The following is a 21,692-nucleotide window of genomic DNA, read 5'->3' as shown; positions in this document are numbered from 1 at the left end:
CTCCTTTAATCCTCATCAGGGCCTAAGCCTTGATTTGGAGGCTCTTTACGGAAAACATTAACCGCTTCAAGTAAAATCCAGATGGCAAATACCATGATAATAGAGCCGAGAACGAATAGTAAATAGTCTGGGCTTTGGTCCGCACCTAACCCGAGCCATTCAAAGATGATTTGTGAAATCATGGCGAACAGCGTCATAAAGAGAAGGAAGAGCATCGGAATGAGTGTAAACAAATAGTTCCTTCCTTGACGACGCAGCCAGATGGTAATGAGTAACAGCGTAATACCGGCAAGCAGTTGATTAGAAGTACCAAACAATGGCCAGAGTAAATAACCGCCGGCTCCCATGCCTCTTTCATCGCCGGGCATGAGTACAAGAATGGTACTAGCACCCACAGCAATACCAGTCGCTACATGCTTTTTCGTTAAGGCATAAGCTTTATATTCTTGCCCGATTTCTGAGATGATGTAACGCATCAAACGTACGGATGTATCGAGAGTGGTGGCAGCAAAGCTAACTACAATAACAGCTACAATCGTTTCGGCTACACCAGCCGGAAGAAAGACACCAGTGGCCAGTTGACCAGCGCCAGTAATAAAGTGGCCAAGACCATCAGCATTGGCTACAGTAAAGCTTTCATACGCCCCAATAAATGCATCCTGGGTTGAGAAAAAGGTAACGACAGCAATAATGGAAATTAACGCAAGCATTCCCTCGCCCACGGCACCAAAATAACCAACAAAGCGTGCGTCTGGCTCGCGGTCAAGCTGCTTGGAGGATGTCCCTGATGCCACCAGACCGTGGAAGCCAGAAATCGCACCACAGGCAATCGTGATAAATAAGAGCGGGAACCAAGAGGCGTCACTTACTTCCCGTGTAGCCGGCGCCGCCACTTCCGGATTGGTCAAGAATAAGCCTAAATATAGAATGACAAGACCGACGACAAGTTGGTGAGAATTAATATAATCACGAGGTTGGAGCAATTTCCAGACTGGTAGTGTAGAAGCAATATAGACATAAATCATCAAAATGGCGATCCAGACAAGGAATGACATGGCTGTGGCATCGAGCCCAAAGGCTACGGTTGCTTCCTCACCGCCAAAATAGCTGACCAGATCAATCTGCAAGACAGGAATGTTAGCGGCTAGTACAGCTGTTACATACATCACGGCAAGGGCCGCCAGTGAGGGAAGCAGCATACTTTTGCTTCTGCGGTGAACAGTGTATCCAATCCAGATAGCTAATGGAATTTGAATAAAAACTGCTAAAACACTTGCTGGGAAGGAGATAAATAAATTCGAGATTACCCAGGCAAATACAGCGTTTACCATGAGCACAAGAATAAGAATAATAAATAAAAAGAGCAATTTGGCTCGGCGGCCTATAATGCGGTTAGCGATTGTTCCGACGGATTGCCCTTTATTACGGGCTGAAAGAACAAGCGCCCCGAAGTCATGCACCCCGGCTGCAAAAACAGTACCGAGTACGACCCATAAAAAGGCCGGCAGCCAGCCCCAATAGACAGCGATTGCAGGACCTAAAATCGGAGCAGCCCCTGCCACCGACGTAAAATGGTGGCCCCAGAGAACGTATTTATTCGTTGGGACAAAATCGACACCATCACGGTATCTATGGGCTGGTGTTTGAAAATTAGGGTCAAGCCGGTAAATTCGTACAGCTATAAACTTAGAATAATACCGGTAGCCCAATGCGAAAATGATAATACCGATAACAGCTAAAACTATACCATACATCTTTATTCCCCCTTTAATTGTATTGTGGTATCTATGTTAACGCTTACAAACAAGTGCAAAAAAATGACAAGTGTCTATAAGCGTTGACAATAATTATATAACAATAGAAATAATATTTCGACAATAATGCTTGTGATCTTTTAACGTAACCCAATAATAGGTAGACACTGCTTTTATAAAAGTAAGTAAAAGCCAGTCCGGCCTGTTAAACATTGAAAAAAGACGACCTGGCTCAGGCCGTCTTCTATCTTATGCATGATAGATAACAACTTATTCGTCTTCGTCCTCAACGTCTTCATCTTCAACGTCAGCATCGTCATCCTCATCATCAGCGTTATCGTCGCCATTATCTCCGTCTACACTGACTTCGATTTCGGTATCATCACCGATTGATTCGCCCTCTTCATCTGTAGTGCCTTGGAAGTGAAAGGTGATGTCTTCAATTTCATCTGGCGTCTCTTCGAAGTAATAAACGACATAGCCATCTTCTTCACCTTCACCAGTGAATTCGCCACCCACAGCATCAGAAGCTAATACATCAGCATCGATTTCCTCATCATTGCCATCGAGTGTGATATAAGAATTATCTCCATAGAAGACCGCATATTCATCTTCAGTGTTTTCAACAGCCACATGGGCCACTACAGCACCTTCATGGTCGTCTTGGTCTGCTTCGTGAATTTCAACACTGTCAATAGCAACGCTTACTGTGCCCGTTTCAGCTGTTGCATCAAGGTCTTCAAGCGTTTCAACTTCTTCACTTAGCCCTTGGATGTCATGACCTTCATCTTCCTCATCGACATCTTCAGCGTCTTCTTCATCAACGTCTTGATCCTCTTCTAAATCTTCCTCGTCCTCATCTTCTTCCTCTTCGTCTTCCTCTTCATCATCGCCCTCGTCTTCTACTTCGGCTTCATCTGTGTCGTCAATTTCACCGTTAGCATCGTCTTCTGCTTCTTCTCCATTACATGCAGAAACAACAAGAAGGGCAGAAAGTCCAAATGTCATCAAATATTTTTTCATATCGTATAGGCCTCCTATTATGTTTTCTCGTGATCATCTTACAGATTTTATATATATTGAAGCTATTGTTAAATAATTTTTATACGATTTTACAAATTTCGCTACGATTATTTTAGATTTTCATAGATTTAGCCATACTAAATTTTAGCAAAGCGAAATAAATATCCGTAACGATGATCGTTAACTTAATTCCCCTCTTTATTTTCCTTAAAACGACAAAATCCGTTCTGGTCTTCATATAAGCCGGGCAGAGGGGTTCCTTCTCGGTGCAAGGCGTTTGCCGCTTTTCCTTACCCTTTTCTCGAAAACAAGTTGAACATAAAAAAGCACCGCATAAGAGCGGTGCTGCCTCATTAAAGGACCAAGTTATACTTTGTTTAATGGGCCTTTACCTTCAAGTGTGACCCGGTTTTCTTTTTCACTTTCGATGTTTGACACAACAGCTTGTCCAGTATAAGTGCCATTTTCAGTTTCAAACTGTAAATTTCGGTGAATGTTGTCACTAACAGATTCAAAGATGATGCCATGATTATCTACACCATGTAAGACAGCGCTCCAAGGTTCTTCATTGGTGTGAAGTTCACCCTCAGTAAAATCAATTCGTTCTTGGTCTGCTGTTTCTAATCGATCAATTTTCATTCAAACCATGCCTCCTTATCGTCCGTCTGGTAATCATTCATTCCTTTTCGATAAAGAGAGCAAACATGCTTTTTTTCTAGGGCTGTGAAAAAAGTGGAAAGGGGATGGGGGATTTATAGTTCGTTGGAAAGAAGCGCTGTTCTTTGAGGGTGTGACTCTTGGCTGTTCCTATAAACATCTACGTATTGTTCGTTCTTTTTGCACATAAAATGTGATAGGATTATATAGTGAATTTCTGTGTCCATAATGGGACCAATTTTTACATTACGGATGATAGAATGGGGCGTATGTTGCGTGTTCATAGATGTTGATGGAGTAAATGTGCATTATCACGTTTCCGGTGAAGGGAAAGATGTGTTTCTCCTCCATGGATGGGGAGCCAATATTCAAACATTCCGGCCGGTGCATGAGTACTTAGAAAAGCATTTTCGAGTGTGGTCTATTGATTTTCCTGGCTTTGGAGAAAGTGAAGAACCGCCCGAGCCATGGGGTGTGGAAGATTATAAAAATATGCTCGTTCGCTTTTTTGAAAAAGTGGAAGTGTCAGAACCTATTTTAGTTGGACACTCCTTTGGCGGCCGGGTCTCAATACGTTATGCAGCAAATCATAAGGCTCATAAGGTAATATTGGTCGATAGTGCCGGAGTGAAGCCGAAACGAAAACTCAAGTATTACCTTAAAGTTTATACGTTTAAAGCGAGCAAGAAATTGTTGAATCTGCCGATAGTAAATCGCTATAAAGACCAGATTCTGTCCCGGGTAAAGAAAAAGCTCGGTTCCTCGGATTACCAGAATACATCCGGGGTTATGCAACAGACGATGGTAAAGGTAGTCAATGAAGATTTGCAGCATTTGATGCCAAAGATTAAAGTCCCGACTTTACTGGTTTGGGGAGAAAATGATGAAGCTACCCCAGTATCTGATGGTAAGATAATGGAAGAGAAAATTCCAGACAGTGGTTTAGTGGTATTAGAACGAGCGGGGCATTATGCTTACCTCGATCAATTAAACCGCTTCTTAGTTATTATTGATTCATTTTTGGATAAAGATAAGGAGGCTAACGGCCGTGTTGATTAGCATCTTCCTCATCCTCTTTATAGCGGCTTGGGGAATATACACAGCTAGACGATTGAAACGAAGCGTTCATATGTTACAGCAAAATGCATATCGCAATGAACGATTAATTCGCTGGATGAAGAATAATGGGAAGCGTGCCTTTCCGGTCCAAGATTCTATTCCGTTGCTTTCTATTATTGTTTTTCTACTTTTAGGTGAAAGCATCGCTTTGTTGGCTGGTGTGGTTATTTATGCTCTCCTGTTATTCACTTGGCCAAAGGAACAAACAAAAAAACAGCTTGTTTTTACTCCACGAGTGAAACGCTTGTTTACTACAATTGGGGTTTTATATACCGTTATTCTGGTGCTTAGCTTGGTGACAGGCCTGCATGAAGAGCGTTCGTTCTTATTTACATTTGTGCCGCTGATTCTAGCTTCTATTGTTTGCTATGTCATGACGATCCTTGCGAACATGGTAAACTGGCCGATAGAAATGCAGATTAATCAGCATTACTTTAACGATGCAGAAAAGCGGATCACCTCCATGCCTAACCTTGAAGTAATTGGCGTTACAGGAAGCTATGGTAAAACAAGTACAAAACATATACTTGAAACGGTCCTTTCGGCCGACTTTAATGTACTCATGACCCCGGAAAGTTATAATACGAAGATGGGTGTCACAAAAACCATTCGTACAAAATTAAAGCCGTACCATGAATTGTTTATTGCCGAGATGGGAGCGAAGCAGGAAAAAGATATCGAAGAAATTTGTGAGCTTGTCCATCATAAATATGGCATGGTTACTGCGATTGGCGAACAGCACTTGGAAACATTTAAAACACTGGACACGATTAAAAAGACAAAGTTTGAGATGGTCGAAACGCTTCCGCCAGAAGGTACTGCCTTTTTGAATAAAGATGATGAGAACATTATGAGTTATGAGCAAAAGAACAAATGCCGAACAATCTATTATGGAATTGACGCAGAGGATCTTCACTATCAAGCCGGGGATATTTCGTTTTCAGCAAAAGGGTCATCGTTTAAGGTTTATAAGTATGACGGCTCAAGCATCGATATCCAGACCAAATTATTAGGCCGGCACAACATCTATAATATCCTGGCAGCCATTGCGATGGCTTCTGAAAAAGGAATGGAGTTGGAGACGATTGCTCGTGCGGTCCGTCACGTCCAGCCGGTAGAGCACCGTCTCGAGTTAAAGAAACCACAGGGCAACATTACGATTGTTGACGACAGTTTTAATTCGAATCCAACCGGCGCAAGTATGGCGCTTGAAGTACTCGGCAGCATGCCAGAGCAAAAGATTCTTGTTACTCCAGGGATGATTGAGCTCGGTGAGAAAGAATATGAGTTAAATAAAGAATTAGCTAAACAAGCTGCCGATGAATGTGACTACATTATTCTTGTTGGGAAACAGCAGACTAAGCCTTTGCAAGATGGCCTTGAAGAAAAAGATTTCCCTGCAGAACGACTGTATGTAGCTAGTGATTTGCAGGACGCATTAAGCCGCATGCGGGAATGGGCTCAAGTTCCATCTGTGGTGCTGCTTGAAAATGATTTGCCTGATACTTTTAATGAGTGATGTTTCGAGGAGGACACAACAATGAAAACTAGAGTCGGCGTGTTTTTTGGAGGGGCTTCGGTCGAACACGAAGTCTCGGTGATATCTGCTGTCCAGGCCATACATGCCATGGATGAAACGAAGTATGAAGTGGTACCCATTTATATGGGGAAAGATCGCAATTGGTATACAGGTGAAGACCTTTTGGAAATTGAGAATTACAAAGAACTGGATAATTTACTTAATGAAGCCCAAAAAGTAAATGTGAAACGAGGAGAAGATGAAACAGTAGTCCTTGAAAAAGACCCGGTTCCTAAGTTCGGTAAACGAATCGTAGCAGAAATAGATGTAGCTTTTCCGATTGTCCATGGTACCTTTGGCGAAGACGGTGTGCTCCAAGGTTTCTTTGAGCTTTTAGGTCTGCCGTATGTCGGCTGTGATGTGCTATCTTCGGCAACTGGAATGGATAAAGTCACCATGAAACAAGTGCTGCGCGACCAAGATCTGCCCGTTCTTGGTGAAGTGTGGCTGTATGCTTCGCACTGGGACCGGGAAGCAAGCGCTTGGCTTGATCAAATTGAACAGAAGTTTGGTTATCCGGTGATTGTAAAACCAGCGAACCTAGGATCAAGTGTAGGGATCGGAACAGCAAGTAACCGAGAAGAATTGGAAGCGGCTGTAGAAGAAGCCTTCCAGTTTGCTCTTAAAATTTTGATTGAACCGATGCTTAAAGAGATGAAAGAAGTGAATTGCTCTGTCGTGGGCGATTATGAACGTGCTGAAGCATCAGTCATTGAAGAAGTCTTGAAAACTGAAGAAATTTTGAGTTATCAAGATAAGTATCAAGGCGGAGGTTCTAAAGATGGCGGTGGGGATCCGGTTAAAGGCGGAGGCGGAATGGAAAATACTGACCGCGTCATCCCGGCTGAGCTTTCAGAAGAACGTACAGAAGAAGTACAAAAGCTTGCGGTCCAAACATTCCAAGCACTTGGCTGCAGCGGTGTCTCCCGCATTGATTTTATGATTGAAGAGACGACAGGTAAAGTCTACGTTAATGAGATTAACACCATCCCAGGTTCACTTTCCTTTTATTTGTGGGACCCGGCCGGAAAAGAATACAAGAGTCTGTTGGACCAATTGGTACAAGGGGCTTTAAAGCGCAAGCGTGAACGAGAAAAATTAACGTTCTCCATCGACTCCAACTTATTTTCCCTCCAAAGTGCCCAAGGAACAAAGGGCGGCAGCAAAAACGGAGCTAAATCTTAACATGCAAGCTAGCACACTGGTTGTTTCTTTTTAAAGAGACAGCCAGTGTGTTTTTACACCGTAAGATTGTATGAATAATTGAAGGAAACGGTATACGTGCAACTAAGGATCGGCCTACGCGCAGGCTTGGCTTTGCCAAGTTTTCTTTAGATTTGGTATGGCGAGGAAGAGGTGGGCAAGTTTAAATGTTTGGAGATGGGGCGAGGCTAAGTAGGAAATCGTCAGGCTTTTCTAACCTACGTTGATCGCCTTGTGATTTTTATGAGCTAAAAGCTGAACAATTAACTTGGCATAAGGAGAGAATGAAAGGCAAAAATGACAAGATGCGTCATTTTTAAGAAGGGTAAAAAAAGGAGGAAAAACGACTGAAAAAAATGAAAACAAAAAATATGAAAAATATCCTTGCGTTTAGAAAATGTGATGTATATAATGTAATTTGTCAGCAAAACGGCTGAGCCAAAATGGCCCGTTGGTCAAGGGGTTAAGACACCGCCCTTTCACGGCGGTAACGCGGGTTCGAATCCCGCACGGGTCACCATTTTGGAGGGGTAGCGAAGTTGGCCAAACGCGGCGGACTGTAAATCCGCTCCTTCGGGTTCGGCGGTTCGAATCCGTCCCCCTCCACCATTTATATATTTGTTGGGAGCCATTAGCTCAGTTGGTAGAGCATCTGACTTTTAATCAGAGGGTCGGAGGTTCGAATCCTCCATGGCTCACCAGTTTGCGGGAGTAGTTCAGTGGTAGAACACCACCTTGCCAAGGTGGGGGTCGCGGGTTCGAATCCCGTCTCCCGCTCCATGAATAAAACCCACTCACATAAGGAGACAGCCTGCTAGGCGGTCTCCTTTTTAATATGGAAAGAAAGGTTGGCTAGTGACAGAGTTCCGTGCTCTCTCTTGAAACAGTTGAACGTAAAGGACTTACCCGCACATAACGGAAGAGGTGTCCGATAGATAGTTTAGCGTATGCTCATTTGAGACCTAATGCCTTTACACAAAGCTCTTATGCCTGCTCCATTTTCTGACTACTTTAGTTGACGTAAGATCAAGAGCATGGTAGTATTATCTGTGTTGCAAGCGTTTTGAATGGTAGTGCTTTACGCAACTACGAATGAATGACACGTTCTGAACTTACATACAAAATGAACAGCTGATATGACAAGAAATGCGGGTGTAGTTTAGTGGTAAAACCTTGGCCTTCCAAGCCAATGACGGGGGTTCGATTCCCCTCACCCGCTCCAAAACCAAAATAATAACCTTTATAATAACAGGCTCCCTGCTAGAATGGGAGCTTTTTTTCAGCGCTTTTTTACTGGTTTCAGTTTAACCTTCTGTTCGGAAATGTGCCGGCCAGCCCGTTAGCAAAGCGGTGGGAGGGAACAAAAGGAAAAAATACTCTTTTAGGAAAATGATAAGGTGTTGAGCAAGCCAGTTTCTATCGGTAATAACACAAAAAAAATAGAACCTTGTAAAAGGTCCTTATCCTCTTAAACAGCTAGCCCCAAAAATGGTATAATGTGTATTCTGAGCCAGTTCGTTATAAGTAGATGAAGCTAGATAAAGAGTTGATTGTTATGGAAGCGATTGTTCAGCACGATGAATTTGCTCGTATTGGTTTAAAAGGTGGTCGAGTGTGCGGCTTAATTCGACCATTTCATCTGACAAGAGAGATTTACTCTCAGCGAGCTCATTCAATTTCCTTCTAGCTATTTCAATTTCTTGCTGAAGTGCTTCTTCATTCATATAAACACTCCTTAAACCTTGAAAACTACAATACTTATTCCCGATTGTAGCACGGAGAAACCTTTTTTCATAAAAAATTATTTAAAAATGAAACCAACTTTTTTTAGCGCCGTATTACATAACGAGCGGTTTTATAAGACCGGGGGTAAAGCGAATGGATGAAATTATAAAATCCAAAATCAAAGAAGTTAAAGAGGGAAATCAAGCAGCATTTGCAGAAATTGTTGAAGCTTATAAAAACCAGGTGTATCAAATCGCTTACCGTATGACCGGCAACGTTCATGAAGCTCAAGATATTGCCCAGGAAGCATTTGTGCGAGCGTATACCAATATTGACCGGTATGATACGAATCGAAAGTTTTCGACCTGGATTTATCGTATTGCCACTAACCTTTCGATAGATAGATTGAGAAAAAAGAAACCGGACCTCTACTTGGACGCAGAGGTTAAAGGTGCAGAAGGGCTTACAGGTTATTCCCAGTTAGCTGCAACCGAAGAGTGGCCAGAAGACCAAGTCATCCGGTTGGAGTGGCAGGAATGGATCCAGGAAGAAATATCCTATTTGCCGCCAAAATACAGGGCTGCTATCATCTTAAAGTACATGGAAGATAAGTCTCTTCGTGAAATCAGCGAAATTCTTGATCTGCCAGAAGGTACAGTAAAAACCCACATTCACCGAGGAAGGGAAGCTCTTCGAAAACGTTTAGGTGGAACATGAGGGGGGAGAATGAAATGGCGACAAAAGATTCGAACACCTGTAAGGTTGGTATGCAAAAGTATTGGAATGAGGAATTAAACGCAGAGGAGCGTGCCTCATTTTATCAACATTTAGAAAACTGCCCAGATTGTCAGGCTTATTACGATGAAACCAAAAAAACCGTGGCCTTTTTACAAAGTGCTTCGCATATGGAAGCACCCCCTAACTTTACAGAAGATGTGATGAAACAACTCCCAAGTACACCTCCCGTTTCCCCGCCTCGTTATAAGCGGTGGATAAAACGGCATCCGCTCGCAGCGGCTGCGGCTGTATTTATTTTGTTAATGTCATCGACCGTGTGGGGATCCTGGTCAGCAGTTGGCTCTCAGGAAGTAGAAGTAAGCGGTGCTGGTAACTTTCATATTGATCGAGAGAATGGCGTAGTCACTGTCCCAGAAGGAGAAGTTATAACGAGTGACCTGACTGTTAGAAATGGTGATTTAGAAGTCTATGGCGAAGTGCAGGGAGATGCAACTGTTATTCGCGGTGAGCAATATTTGGCTTCCGCCGGCCATGTGTCAGGTGAAATTGAAGAAGTGAACGAAGTGGTCCAATGGGTGTGGTACCAAGTGAGGGATTTAACGGTTCAACTGTGGCCTTCTAGTGATGAAAATGAGTAAGCCCATTTCAAAATACGTAAATGCTTGTGTTTTGCCAAGGTATATATTGGACAAGACACAGGCATTTTTATAAAGAAGAGAAGTGCAGAACGTCATTTGAAAAGACAAATTGCAATTGGAGCGGCCGCTTGGTCGAGAGATACCTTCTTTCGCTCTGGTAGAAAGAAGATTTGCCTAGCTAAAATATGATATAATTACGTGTGGGATTTGTGAAAAACGAAGCAAAGGTAGACAAACTGGAGGAATACGATGTTTCCAGGTGAAGATGTTCAATTTTTTCGATTGCTGGGGCAAGTGATTGATATCTTGCTCGTTGCCTTTGTGATCTATAAGCTGATTACCGTTATTCGTGGTACTCGAGCGGTCCAATTAGTTAAAGGGATCACAGTTATACTTGCCATCTGGTTTTTTAGCAGCTTCTTTGGACTGAGGACCCTTCAATATATTATGACTCAGGCCGTTACATATGGTCTTTTGGCTATTATTATCATTTTTCAACCTGAACTGAGACGTGCACTTGAGCAGTTAGGGCGTGGACGAATCTTCACCCGCTCTAGCACCCCGGAAAATGATGACGCGGTGAAATCAATTGACGCTATTATGAAATCAGTGAAATATATGGCTAAACGGCGCATCGGCGCATTAATCTCAATTGAAAATGAAACAGGGATGAATGATTATATTGAGACTGGCATACCGATGAAAGCTGCGATTACACAAGAATTATTAATAAACGTATTTATACCGAATGCACCTCTCCATGATGGAGCAGTGATTATGCGGGACCAGGAAATCGCCGCTGCCGCTTGTTATTTGCCGCTTTCGGAGAATCCTTTTATTTCGAAGGAACTCGGAACGCGCCACCGGGCTGCCCTCGGTATAAGTGAAGTGACCGATTGTTTAACAATTGTTGTTTCTGAGGAAACTGGTGGAATATCAGTAACAAAAAACGGCGACCTCCATCGCGACTTGGATGAAGAAAGACTGCGCAAGATGCTTGAGAATCAACTGTTAACTGAAGAAAAAACCTCCACCACATCGCTGTGGAATTGGGGAGGTCGAAAAAATGGATAAACTGTTTAACAATCATTGGTTTCTCAAATTTGTCTCCTTGTTGATTGCCTTCATGTTATTTATGATGGTGAACATGGACGATATCAACAACCAACCTGGTGTGCTTCCAACAGTTAATGAAGGAACGTATACGCTAGAAGATGTAGAATTGACCGCAGATTACGATGAGGAAAATTACGAAATTGTGGAGATGAGTGAGTCGGTCGATGTGAATTTGAGCGGCCCGCAAAGTGCACTCAGACTCTTCCAGATTGCCCGTCCCTCTTATGACGTCTATGTTGATTTAGAAGGAAGAGGGGCAGGTGTACATCACGTGAATATCCAGCATCGCGGTTTCCCGGCTGAACTTGGCGTTGCAATTGTGCCGGAATTTGTCCGAGTTGAACTAGAAGAGAAACAAACGAGTTCCTTCCCAGTTAATGTAGAAGTGGAGAATGAAGACGAACTTGAAAATGGTTATAACCTCGGAGATGTCACGGCAGTGCCGGAAGAAGTAGAAGTAACAGCTGGTGAATCAATCTTAGAGACGGTGGAAGATGTACATGCCTTTGTAGATGTCTCTGAGGCGGATGAATCATTTGACGAACAAGCCGAGGTTGTGGTTTACGGTGAGTATGGAAATGAATTGGATGTTGATGTAACACCGGAAGAAGTACACGTGGAGGTGGAGGTTGATAGTCCTTCAGTAACGGTTCCCGTAAATTTAACACGAGAAGGGGAGCTTGAGGACGGGTTAAGCATTGAATCCCTTAATTATGACCCGACAGAGGTTACGTTGTATGGTCCTGATGATGTATTAGATGAAATTTCTATGGTTGATGGAGTTGTGTTGGATTTAGAAGAAATTAATGGAGACGAGACCGTTGAATTAGATATACAAGCCCCGCCGCAAGTAGACAGGGTAGAACCAGAGACAGTGGAAGTAGATATTGAGGTAGTTGAAGCTGAAGAACGAACATTTTCTGGGTTGCCGATTGATATGGGAGCATTGGCAGATGAGACGTTTTCTGTCTTGTCTCCCACTGACCGGGCAGTTGACGTAACGGTTACCGGGGCAGCCGATGTGCTGCAGGGTATGGACAGAAATGATGTAAATGTATATATTGAACCGGAAGAGAGTCTTGAAAATGGCGAGCTGGAATTGCCGCTGAGGCTGGATACTTTGCCTAACGTAGAATACGAGCTTGATCCTGATACGATTGAAGTCCAAGTAGCAAGTGAAGAAACAAATGACGAGGATTAACGTAATCTACATTATAAAGACAACATGAATTGTAGTGGATGCATGATTAGAAGGAGAGATCAGACTCATGGGTAAACATTTTGGCACAGATGGTGTACGTGGTGTAGCAAACCAGGAATTAACCCCGGAATTAGCATTTCAGCTAGGCCGTGCCGGCGGCTATGTAATAACAAACAACCGCGAAAAACCAAAAGTAGTCATCGGAAGAGATACGAGAATTTCCGGTGAAATGTTAGAAGGAGCCCTAGTAGCGGGACTGCTTTCGATTGGCGTAGAAGTAATGAGGCTCGGCGTGATTTCAACTCCGGGAGTAGCCTATCTGACCAAAGCTGTTAGTGCTGATGCTGGTATTATGATTTCAGCTTCTCACAACCCAGTTGAGGACAATGGCATTAAGTTCTTCGGCGCTGACGGGTTTAAATTAAGCGATGAACAAGAAGAAAAAATAGAAGAGCTTTTAACAAATGATGAAGAAATGCCTCGCCCTGTTGGTGCAGAACTAGGCTTTGTGAATGATTATTTTGAAGGCGGACAGAAATACATGCATTTCCTTAAGCAAACGGTAGAGGAAGACTTTTCGGGCCTTCATGTTGCGCTTGATTGTGCACACGGTTCGGCTTCATCGCTGGCACCACATCTGTTCGCTGACCTTGAAGCGAATATCTCTACTATCGGTAACAACCCAGATGGTATTAACATTAACGAGGGTGTCGGCTCTACTCATCCTGATGCTTTACAGCAGGTTGTAAAAGAAAAAGGAGCCGATGTTGGCTTGGCCTTTGACGGGGATGCTGACCGCTTAATTGCGGTAGATGAAAAAGGGCGAATTGTTGACGGGGACCGGATTATGTTCATCTGTGCAAAGTACTTGAAAGAAGAAGGCATGTTGGAAGATAACACCCTTGTCACAACAGTAATGAGCAACCTTGGCCTTTATAAATCGCTGGAAGCCAATAACATCAAGACGAAACAAACGACAGTAGGCGACCGCTACGTCATGGAAGAAATGCGTCGCGGCGGTTATACTCTAGGCGGGGAACAATCAGGTCATATTATTTTCTTAGACCATGTCACGACCGGCGACGGCATGATGACCGCGCTACAGCTCGTCAATATCATGAAGGCAAAAGAAAAGCCGCTCTCAGAACTAGCCGACGAGATGGAGAAGTTCCCGCAGAAGCTTGAAAACGTGCGGGTGGTGAATCGGGAAGAAATTCATACAAACGAAGCTATACAAGAAGCGATCCAGCAAATTGAAGAAGAAATGGGTGGCGATGGCCGCATCCTGGTGCGACCATCAGGAACGGAACCATTAATTCGAGTCATGGCAGAAGCACCAACGGAAGCATTGTGTGACCAATATGTAACCCAGGTTGCTGCTGTGGTTCATGAACATATGGGGCAGACGAAAGAATAAACGGGAAAAAGGATGCGCGGGCTGCACACACATTTTGCGGTACCCGCGCATAGTTATGTTATAAGGAGGATTTTGTAAGACTATTTCACTAAACTAGCGAGATCGAGGCTCATCGTGAAAAGCAAGCAACTAGACTGATGATTGACCGATTTGAATTTCTGTAGTACGATTCGTCTGTATTCGTTTAAAAAAGGGGGATTAGTGGAACAGAAGAACAGAATTAAATATTAAAGCGCCAGGACTGTACACCGTCGCGTGCTACAGTTGACGAGGAGGAGGTTCATCGAACGATCGGCGGATGCCTCCCGGTTGCGATGCCACAACCGTAAGCTGCAAGGTAAAACAAAGGGGTGACTCTTTGCACAAACCTTGAGGTGTTGGCAATCAAAGGGAGAAGTGTGTCTTCTAAGAGCGGAAGCATTGGCACCTATTCACCCTTCTATGCTATTAAAAATATAAAAGAGACGAGCGGGGCAGACTAAAAAAGCCCTGTGCTTTTTTCCTGCCCCAAGTCGGGGAGGTTTTACCACATGTGCGGAATTGTAGGTTATATCGGAGAACAGCAAGTACCAGAATTACTTCTTAGAGGCCTTGAGAAACTTGAATACAGAGGCTATGATTCAGCAGGAATTGCCGTAGTCGGCGAAACAGAAGCTGAACTATTTAAAGAAAAAGGACGAATTGCAACACTTCGCAAGTCTATTAACGGAAAAGCAGAAGGAACAGCAGGGATCGGACATACCCGCTGGGCAACTCACGGACCGCCAAGTAAGGAGAATGCCCACCCGCATCAAAGTACAAGCGGACGCCTTACCCTTGTGCATAACGGGGTTATTGAAAACTTTGAACAGTTGAAAGAAGAATACTTGGGCGAGGTAGAGCTTGCTAGTGATACGGACACTGAAGTAATTGTGCAGCTAGTTGAAGTCTTTATGAATCAAGGTGATTCAGTAAAAAAAGCATTTCGCAAAACGCTTCGCCTGCTTAAAGGTTCTTTTGCTATCGCCCTAATCGACAATGAGGATAAAGATACGATTTACGTAGCAAAAAATAAGAGCCCGCTTCTAGCAGGGTACGGAGAAGATGGAAACGTGGTAGCGTCTGATTCAATGGCGATGCTTCACGTGACAAAAGAATTCGTCGAACTGATGGATGGAGAAGTTGTGACGGTAACGCGCGACAACATCGAGATTACTACACTTGACGGCGAAGAGGTCACACGAGATTCCTTCACAGCAGAATTGGATGAAAGCGACACAGAAAAAGGTACGTATGCGCATTACATGCTAAAAGAAATCGATGAGCAGCCATTTGTGATCCGCAACATCATTCAGAAGTATCAGGATGAAAACCATGACATCAAACTTGACCCAGAAGTGCGTGAAGCATTAAACGAAGCAGACCGTCTGTATATTATTGCAGCGGGCACGAGCTATCACGCAGGTCTAGTCGGAAAAGAAGTCATGGAAAAAGTCGCCGGCAAGCCGGTAGAAGTGCACATTGCCAGTGAATTCTTGTATAACGCCCCAATCGTTTCCGAGAACCCGCTATTTATCTTCATTTCTCAAAGCGGGGAAACAGCAGACAGCCGCGGCGTACTTGTTAACGTTAAGGAACAATGCCATAAAGCACTGACAATCACCAACGTACCAGGCTCAACCTTATCCCGGGAAGCAGACTTCACCCTGCACACGTACGCAGGTCCTGAGATAGCCGTAGCTTCCACGAAGGCATACACGGCCCAGATGGCTGTTCTTTCTATCCTTGCCATGGACGCGGCTCGTTCCCAAGGCTATGAAGATAGCTTTAACGCCATTCAGGAGCTAAGTATTGTAGCGACAGCGATGGAAACGCTCTGTGACCAAAAAGACGAAATGGAAATGATCGCCCGCGATTACTTGACTGATGTACGCAACTGCTTCTTTATCGGCCGTGCCCTTGATTACCACGTCGTCCTTGAAGGCGCGCTGAAACTAAAAGAAATCTCGTATATCCAGGCAGAAGGATTCGCCGGCGGTGAGTTAAAACACGGCACAATTGCATTGATCGAAGACAAAACACCTGTAATTGCCGTAACAACACAGGAGCACGTGAACTTAAACATTCGCGGCAACGTACAAGAAGTCGATGCCCGCGGAGCTAACTCCTGCATCATCAGTATGGAAAACACGGCAAAGAACGGCGACCAAATCGTGCTGCCAAAAGTACACGATTACCTCACGCCGCTTGCTTCCGTCATTCCATTGCAGCTCATTTCTTACTTTGCGGCCCTGCACCGCGGCTGCGACGTCGACAAACCTCGTAACCTAGCGAAAAGCGTTACGGTAGAATAAGAGAATAGGTAGTTTATAGAAGCATTTTGTTTCCCTGCAACTCTCAGTTTCCAAAGTTGGATGAAGCATAGTGGAAAGCGCGGCCCCTGAAGAAGCCATCAGCGGGTCGCGTTTTTTGTTTTTTCCTTTTTCTTTCCCTTTTCTCCTGTTTTCCATCTCCCATATCCCTTCATTCCCACTTTCATGCGTGTTTCAGCGTTTTTATCTCATCTATTCAAGCGTTCTCAAGCTCTTTACAAGCCTGGGTTTCTTCGGTGTTGGCAGGGTGAAAATCGGGGATTTTAGAACGTGATAGTTTTAGGTAGACAAGAATTCAAGAATAGGCATTTAAAAAAATTGTCTAGTTCTGTGTTGATAGTAGTCCATCGATCAAAGGAAAAAGGAAGGCAGTATAGATTCCACTGCCTTCCTTTTTCCTTTGGTGACTATTTGTTGTTTTCCTTAGAAAATGCCGTTTCACTTTAATAATTTGCTAATTAATTCGTTTACTGAAAATAAATCGACTCAGGCGGACTGCTTTACACTAAGTACGGTGATTGTAAGCAGGATGATTCCCATTCCGAAAAGTTGAATGGCGGTCAAATGATCTCCGAGAAGCAAAAAGCCAAATAATGAAGCTGTCACCGGCTCTACCATAGCTACCATCGAAGCAGTGGTCGGGGAAGTCCGCCGAATGCCAATCACATAAAAGATAAATGAAAGTCCAGCCCCCACCAGCCCTAAGAGAAGAAACCATCCGATGTCGCTTGAGGTCAACACATTAGCTGCTTCATTATTGTCCGCAAAAAGAAGAAGGATGAGACAAAATGCGAAAAATGCAATGGTTAGGGTGGTCTGCGGATTTCCAATGGAAGAGGCATTTTTGAACCCGAATATAAACAATGCATAGGAAAGGCCAGCAGCAAGACCCGTTGCCACGCCCAGAAAACTCACTGAAAACGAATCGGCACTGTAAGCACCTGTAAGCAGGATAATCCCAAGAAGCACACCGAAAATGCAGCCCCATTTAAACCAAGTCGAACGCTCTATTCGTAATAAAAAGGAGATTAAAAGGACGAAGACAGGTGCGGTGTACATTAACGTAGCAGCAACAGCAATGGTTGATGCTTGGATACTAAGAAAATAAAAAGTGAAATTTCCAGCAACACCGACACCTGCCAATAGAGCCCATATAAATAAACGAGGAGAGTACATCCAATTTTGTTTATTAAAGCGCAAGAGAAACCACGCTAAAAAACATATAAAAGCAACAGCCCCCCGGTAAAAGGAAATCACTATAGGGTCCCAGCCCTTGTTCATTAAAATATCGCCAATTCCCCCGCTAATGCCCCAGCATATAGCGGCTAGCATAACTAATCCTACACCTGTGAACTTCATCGTGTGCCTCCTGAATATAAGTAATGGTACGTATTTTTGATTGCGCTAAAAAAAAATCTAGCATGAACGTATTAACGTAAATGTAAGGGGGAGAAAATTCTCGTAAACTCCTAATCAAACATAGGTTTCTTAAAAGATATTAATGGTAATACCTTTAAGTTTCAATGCCTAAACCTCACTCAGCCTGGAATCGGGGGCTTATGCTTGAGAGGAATAACTAACAAAACAAAATTATGTACTGCACAGCAAAATGATTTTTTTGTTCTAACTCTGTAGAATAATACTGAACGTAACGAGAACATTTGTTGAAGATTGAATAAAGGAGCAAACTTTTTTAAAAAATTGTACAATACTTCACAATGGAAGAATCCGTTTTGAGCAATCTTTATTTTAAAGCTACAGTGATTTTGTTCTCATGGAATTCTCATTTTCCATTTTGAACTCTGTTTTTTCAAAATACAAGCAGCTACCGTTCTTTGGGCATCATCGACAGCCAAAAAAACGACTCCAGGCATTTTTGCCAGAGGTCGCTTTTTCTGTTGGTTTAGGACTTTTATTTTAAGTGAGCTAAATAAAAACCCCTAGGGCTACTGCAGTTATCATGGCTAGAAGCAGCATTATTTTTTCATAAGATGAGACTTGCTGATGATCTTCTATATTCATCTTCATCACTAACAATAGAGCGATAGAGATGGTTAAGGTTAACGTCACAGTCGCCCAAAAGCGGTCAAAGCCGAGCCAAAAGATACATATTCCTCCCGCAGCAAGATATAGTAAAGCTGGTAATCTTGCATAAAAGAGACCGAACGTATCCGCAAACCATACTACGCTGGTCCGTTTGGTTGGCACGGCCTGTTTATCCGCTTCGAGATCTGGAACATGATGAACCATGACCCAGGCAAGACAAAAGAAGGTGTTAATGACTGCGTTTTGAGCTGCCCATAACGGAATTTCTCCTAATATAAGCCACGGTCCAGCAACTCCGAGAAAAAGAATGGAAGGAAATAAACTACACCATTCTCCTAGAAAAGGCCGGTAGCTTAAGCGCAAAGGAGGCAGGGAATAAGACGCAGCCGCCCAGACTCCAACAACTAATAGAAAACCCAATGTATAATATGATAAAAGAGCTAACAAGCAGGCTATGATAAGAAGTACAATGGCCAGCCATTTTCCGATAAACCAAAGCACAGGTAAAGTGATCATTCCTTTTTGAATAACACGGCTTCCACCCGACAAGATAGCTGGACTATGCTCATCTGTACCAGAACGATAATCCATGTAGTCATTAAAAGCATGGGTCAATACCCCATGAATCGTAAAAGCAGCGACCAGTAAAACAATAAACATCATAAGTACATATTCTGTGGAAAATGAAGAATATAAATAGAATGGAAGCATGGAAGATACTATTGTTGCCACACTAGAGGAAATAACTGCAACTGAACGGAGCAGCGCCCACCCTCCGCGAATAATAGAGCGAAACGGAAGAACCAATAGCAACAATTCCTTTCCTGAATAAGACCCAAATGTATCACGTAATCCTCCATGCCCCAACTCTCCGTATTTTAACCTGCTGATTTCCAAAAGAATGCGATAAAAAATGTGCATTTGAATAACGAAATGAAAGATACATAACACGCATTGCAATTGGTTTTTTAGAGATTATTTAATGTTATATTTTGAGATTACATGGTGTGGGTGGCTCAATGATAATTAAGGGGGAACAATTGCTGAGAGCTGAAATATATATCTAGCCAAAACGACAATTTCATTCATCTAATATTTATACAATTGTTTCGTTTATCACTTATGAATCCGTGCGGCGCTCCTAACAACAAATGCATGTTTGATTTTCAAACTGAAAAGGAAGATTACCTTAATATAAAAGAATGAACTTATTAATTATATATCGCCAAAATATCCTAAAGCTTCAGAAATATCATCTGCTGTTTCTTTTAGACGCTCCATGTAAAATGAAGTATCCTTTCCCTGCAAGCGGGTCGTTTGAGTAACTAGTGACAAGGAAGAAACAACAAGAGAAGAATAGTCTCTAATAGGCACAGCAATACTAGTATAATCTTTGAAATATTCACCCTCGCACCATGCGTATCCCTCTTTTGCAATACGAGTAAGCCTTGAACGAAGCTGGGGGGGGTCTGTTGTTGTACATTCTGTGTAACGTTTCAAAGGTCCTGACAATACACGTTCTTGATGTGCTTTGTCCTGATAAGCTAGTAGAATTAATCCTTCACTTGTACAATGAACTGGTCCTTTTCTTCCTTCCTCGGTTATCAAGTGATCTGGGTCTTTACGGTGTACACGTTGAAAAAAAACAACATCCCTCTCCTCAAGTAAACATATATGACAGGTTTCGTTTATCTCACGTACAAGCTGTTCCAGGAAAGGGAATGCTTCCTGGTAAGTTTGTTTGTGCACAGAGACAATGCCTCCTAACGTCAGTAACGTTAATCCAAGACGGTATTTACCTGTACGTGGGTTTTGAGATAAGAACCCTTCTGATTTTAAGGAGGTAATTAAGCGGTGAGCAGTGCTTTTCGGTATGCGGGTAATGGTGGTGATTTCGGTAAAACTTAGCTCTTTTCTTTCGCTGACTTTAAAGATATTTAATATTTTCATTGCGTTCGTAACTGAAGAAAGCTGATACTTTTGTGATGTCATACCGTTCCCCCTTTACTTAATAGCTGCCTTTGCCTTCGTTTAACGATAGAAGATAAGGTGTTTCCAGCTTTCAGTGTTTTTTCAATAAGAAAGTTTTTCTGAGGTTTCATTCTTCGTAAAGGACCAATAATACTGATGGCAGCGATTACATAATTGTCTTTGTTGTAGACAGGAGAAGTTACAGAAAACATATCTTTTTGAAATTCTTGACTATTTGCGGTGAAACCATCTTTTTTAATTTGAGCAAACTTTGATTTTAACTGATTTGTGTCTGTGATGGTGTAGTCCGTGTATGGTGTAAGAGGTTGGGAAAGTACACGCTCAACTTGACGGTTTGATTGAAAAGCCAGAATGGTCTGCCCGGCACCAGTACAATAGATGGGCGCTCTCTTGCCTAAATAAGAATCCGGGGAAGTTGGATGAGGGGTTTCGATTTTTTGTAAATAAATCACTTCATCAAAATCGATGATACCGAGGTGGGTGCTTTCCCCTGTATCATCAGTTAATTTTTGCAAAATGGGAGATGCTTCCCGAATGATATGTATTTGTTCGGTGACTGTGTTTGTTAATTGTAAAATCGATAAACCCAATGTATATTTATTTGTCTCTTTATTTTTTACTACAAATCCCTCTTCCGCTAAAGAAATAAGTAAGCGGTGAGTGGTACTGATTCCTAAATTTAATTGTTCTGCTAGTTCACTAACGCCGAATTCCAAATTACGGTCTGAAAAGCTTTTTAATATACGAATCGCATTTTCCAGGCTAGTATAACGTCGGGTATTCATAGAATTCCCTCCCTATATATTATTTTTCATCTTACATCCCACATACAAGAAAAGCAAGATGTGGAGAAACGATAATCTAATTTAAAATGAAAAATAATTAAATGGAAAGTTGACGGGGAGATGGTACGTCAGCTGCCAACACAGCAAGCTGCTTATGTAAACGGTGTCATTAAGAAACAAGTTCAAGATGTGTAAGAAGAGGAATGCTGGTTTATGTGGTGGTTCCCATTATAGGGATTTGAAAATAAGCTACACTGACTACCAGAATTGGTGCTGGGTGAGTATGCTCGAAAGGTGCACAATGGGCTGTTACAAAATGTGTCTATAATATATCTACTAAGAAATCTA

At 42.8% G+C, this 21,692-nt stretch carries 17 protein-coding genes and 5 tRNA genes; 14 read left to right on the top strand and 8 right to left on the bottom strand.

The window, feature by feature from the left end:
- Positions 1-5: 5 nt before the first annotated feature.
- From D469_RS0115915 to D469_RS0115905, 3 genes are all read right to left on the bottom strand, one after another.
- Positions 6-1,754, bottom strand: a complete 1,749-nt coding sequence (locus tag D469_RS0115915; RefSeq protein WP_018924386.1) for a carbon starvation CstA family protein — start codon at positions 1,752-1,754, stop codon at positions 6-8.
- 270 nt (positions 1,755-2,024) lie between these two features.
- Positions 2,025-2,777, bottom strand: a complete 753-nt coding sequence (locus D469_RS22380; protein WP_018924385.1) for a hypothetical protein — start codon at positions 2,775-2,777, stop codon at positions 2,025-2,027.
- Between the two features lie 366 nt (positions 2,778-3,143).
- A complete protein-coding gene (locus D469_RS0115905; RefSeq protein ID WP_018924384.1) occupies positions 3,144-3,416 on the bottom strand; it encodes a hypothetical protein in 273 nt (90 codons plus the stop codon).
- Positions 3,417-3,710: 294 nt separating this feature from the next.
- Between D469_RS0115905 and D469_RS0115900 the strand changes: the two genes are divergently transcribed.
- The 8 genes from D469_RS0115900 to D469_RS0115865 all read left to right on the top strand — a co-directional run bounded on the left by D469_RS0115900 (position 3,711) and on the right by D469_RS0115865 (position 8,557).
- Positions 3,711-4,493, top strand: a complete 783-nt coding sequence (locus D469_RS0115900; protein ID WP_018924383.1) for an alpha/beta fold hydrolase — start codon at positions 3,711-3,713, stop codon at positions 4,491-4,493.
- Positions 4,483-6,072 (top strand): UDP-N-acetylmuramoyl-tripeptide--D-alanyl-D-alanine ligase, encoded by a 1,590-nt coding sequence (locus D469_RS0115895; protein ID WP_018924382.1) that lies wholly within the window; start codon positions 4,483-4,485, stop codon positions 6,070-6,072. Before D469_RS0115900 ends, D469_RS0115895 begins: the two co-directional genes overlap by 11 nt.
- 21 nt (positions 6,073-6,093) lie before the next feature.
- The gene (locus tag D469_RS0115890) at positions 6,094-7,317 is read left to right on the top strand and encodes a D-alanine--D-alanine ligase family protein (RefSeq protein WP_018924381.1); all 1,224 of its coding nucleotides are present in this window, start codon (positions 6,094-6,096) and stop codon (positions 7,315-7,317) included.
- A 463-nt stretch (positions 7,318-7,780) separates the two neighbouring features.
- Positions 7,781-7,855 (top strand) — tRNA-Glu (locus D469_RS0115885).
- A 4-nt stretch (positions 7,856-7,859) separates the two neighbouring features.
- Positions 7,860-7,944, top strand: a tRNA-Tyr gene (locus D469_RS0115880).
- A 16-nt stretch (positions 7,945-7,960) separates the two neighbouring features.
- A tRNA-Lys gene (locus D469_RS0115875) sits at positions 7,961-8,036 on the top strand.
- A 4-nt stretch (positions 8,037-8,040) separates the two neighbouring features.
- Positions 8,041-8,115 (top strand) — tRNA-Gly (locus tag D469_RS0115870).
- A gap of 368 nt (positions 8,116-8,483) precedes the next feature.
- Positions 8,484-8,557, top strand: a tRNA-Gly gene (locus D469_RS0115865).
- Between the two features lie 331 nt (positions 8,558-8,888).
- Here the strand turns inward: D469_RS0115865 and D469_RS21775 are convergent.
- Complete coding sequence (locus tag D469_RS21775; RefSeq protein WP_018924380.1) at positions 8,889-9,059, bottom strand: aspartyl-phosphate phosphatase Spo0E family protein; 171 nt, start codon at positions 9,057-9,059, stop codon at positions 8,889-8,891.
- A gap of 154 nt (positions 9,060-9,213) precedes the next feature.
- Between D469_RS21775 and sigW the strand changes: the two genes are divergently transcribed.
- From sigW to glmS, 6 genes are all read left to right on the top strand, one after another.
- The gene (sigW, locus tag D469_RS0115855; protein ID WP_018924379.1) at positions 9,214-9,777 is read left to right on the top strand and encodes an RNA polymerase sigma factor SigW; all 564 of its coding nucleotides are present in this window, start codon (positions 9,214-9,216) and stop codon (positions 9,775-9,777) included.
- 14 nt (positions 9,778-9,791) lie between these two features.
- The gene (locus tag D469_RS0115850; RefSeq protein WP_018924378.1) at positions 9,792-10,436 is read left to right on the top strand and encodes an anti-sigma factor family protein; all 645 of its coding nucleotides are present in this window, start codon (positions 9,792-9,794) and stop codon (positions 10,434-10,436) included.
- A 249-nt stretch (positions 10,437-10,685) separates the two neighbouring features.
- Positions 10,686-11,510, top strand: a complete 825-nt coding sequence (cdaA, locus tag D469_RS0115845; RefSeq protein WP_018924377.1) for a diadenylate cyclase CdaA — start codon at positions 10,686-10,688, stop codon at positions 11,508-11,510.
- Positions 11,503-12,753, top strand: a complete 1,251-nt coding sequence (locus D469_RS0115840; RefSeq protein ID WP_018924376.1) for a CdaR family protein — start codon at positions 11,503-11,505, stop codon at positions 12,751-12,753. Before cdaA ends, D469_RS0115840 begins: the two co-directional genes overlap by 8 nt.
- A 67-nt stretch (positions 12,754-12,820) precedes the next feature.
- The gene (gene glmM, locus D469_RS0115835; RefSeq protein WP_018924375.1) at positions 12,821-14,170 is read left to right on the top strand and encodes a phosphoglucosamine mutase; all 1,350 of its coding nucleotides are present in this window, start codon (positions 12,821-12,823) and stop codon (positions 14,168-14,170) included.
- Positions 14,171-14,700: 530 nt separating this feature from the next.
- Positions 14,701-16,503, top strand: coding sequence for a glutamine--fructose-6-phosphate transaminase (isomerizing) (gene glmS, locus D469_RS0115830; protein WP_018924374.1), 1,803 nt, complete (start codon positions 14,701-14,703; stop codon positions 16,501-16,503).
- A gap of 504 nt (positions 16,504-17,007) precedes the next feature.
- On the opposite strand, the gene D469_RS0115825 is transcribed toward glmS, so the two are convergent.
- From D469_RS0115825 to D469_RS20585, 4 genes are all read right to left on the bottom strand, one after another.
- Entirely contained in the window at positions 17,008-17,880 is an 873-nt protein-coding gene (locus D469_RS0115825; protein ID WP_018924373.1) for a DMT family transporter, read from the bottom strand.
- A gap of 567 nt (positions 17,881-18,447) precedes the next feature.
- Complete coding sequence (locus D469_RS0115820; RefSeq protein WP_018924372.1) at positions 18,448-19,380, bottom strand: prenyltransferase; 933 nt, start codon at positions 19,378-19,380, stop codon at positions 18,448-18,450.
- Positions 19,381-19,782: 402 nt separating this feature from the next.
- On the bottom strand, positions 19,783-20,559 hold the full coding sequence (locus D469_RS0115815) for an IclR family transcriptional regulator (RefSeq protein ID WP_018924371.1): 777 nt from the start codon (positions 20,557-20,559) through the stop codon (positions 19,783-19,785).
- Positions 20,556-21,344, bottom strand: a complete 789-nt coding sequence (locus tag D469_RS20585; RefSeq protein ID WP_018924370.1) for an IclR family transcriptional regulator — start codon at positions 21,342-21,344, stop codon at positions 20,556-20,558. Before D469_RS20585 ends, D469_RS0115815 begins: the two co-directional genes overlap by 4 nt.
- Between the last annotated feature and the right edge of the window lie 348 nt (positions 21,345-21,692).

Origin of the sequence: Salsuginibacillus kocurii DSM 18087 (assembly GCF_000377705.1) — a bacterium.
GTDB lineage: Bacteria > Bacillota > Bacilli > Bacillales > Marinococcaceae > Salsuginibacillus > Salsuginibacillus kocurii.
This window is presented reverse-complemented; position numbering and strand designations above follow the sequence as displayed.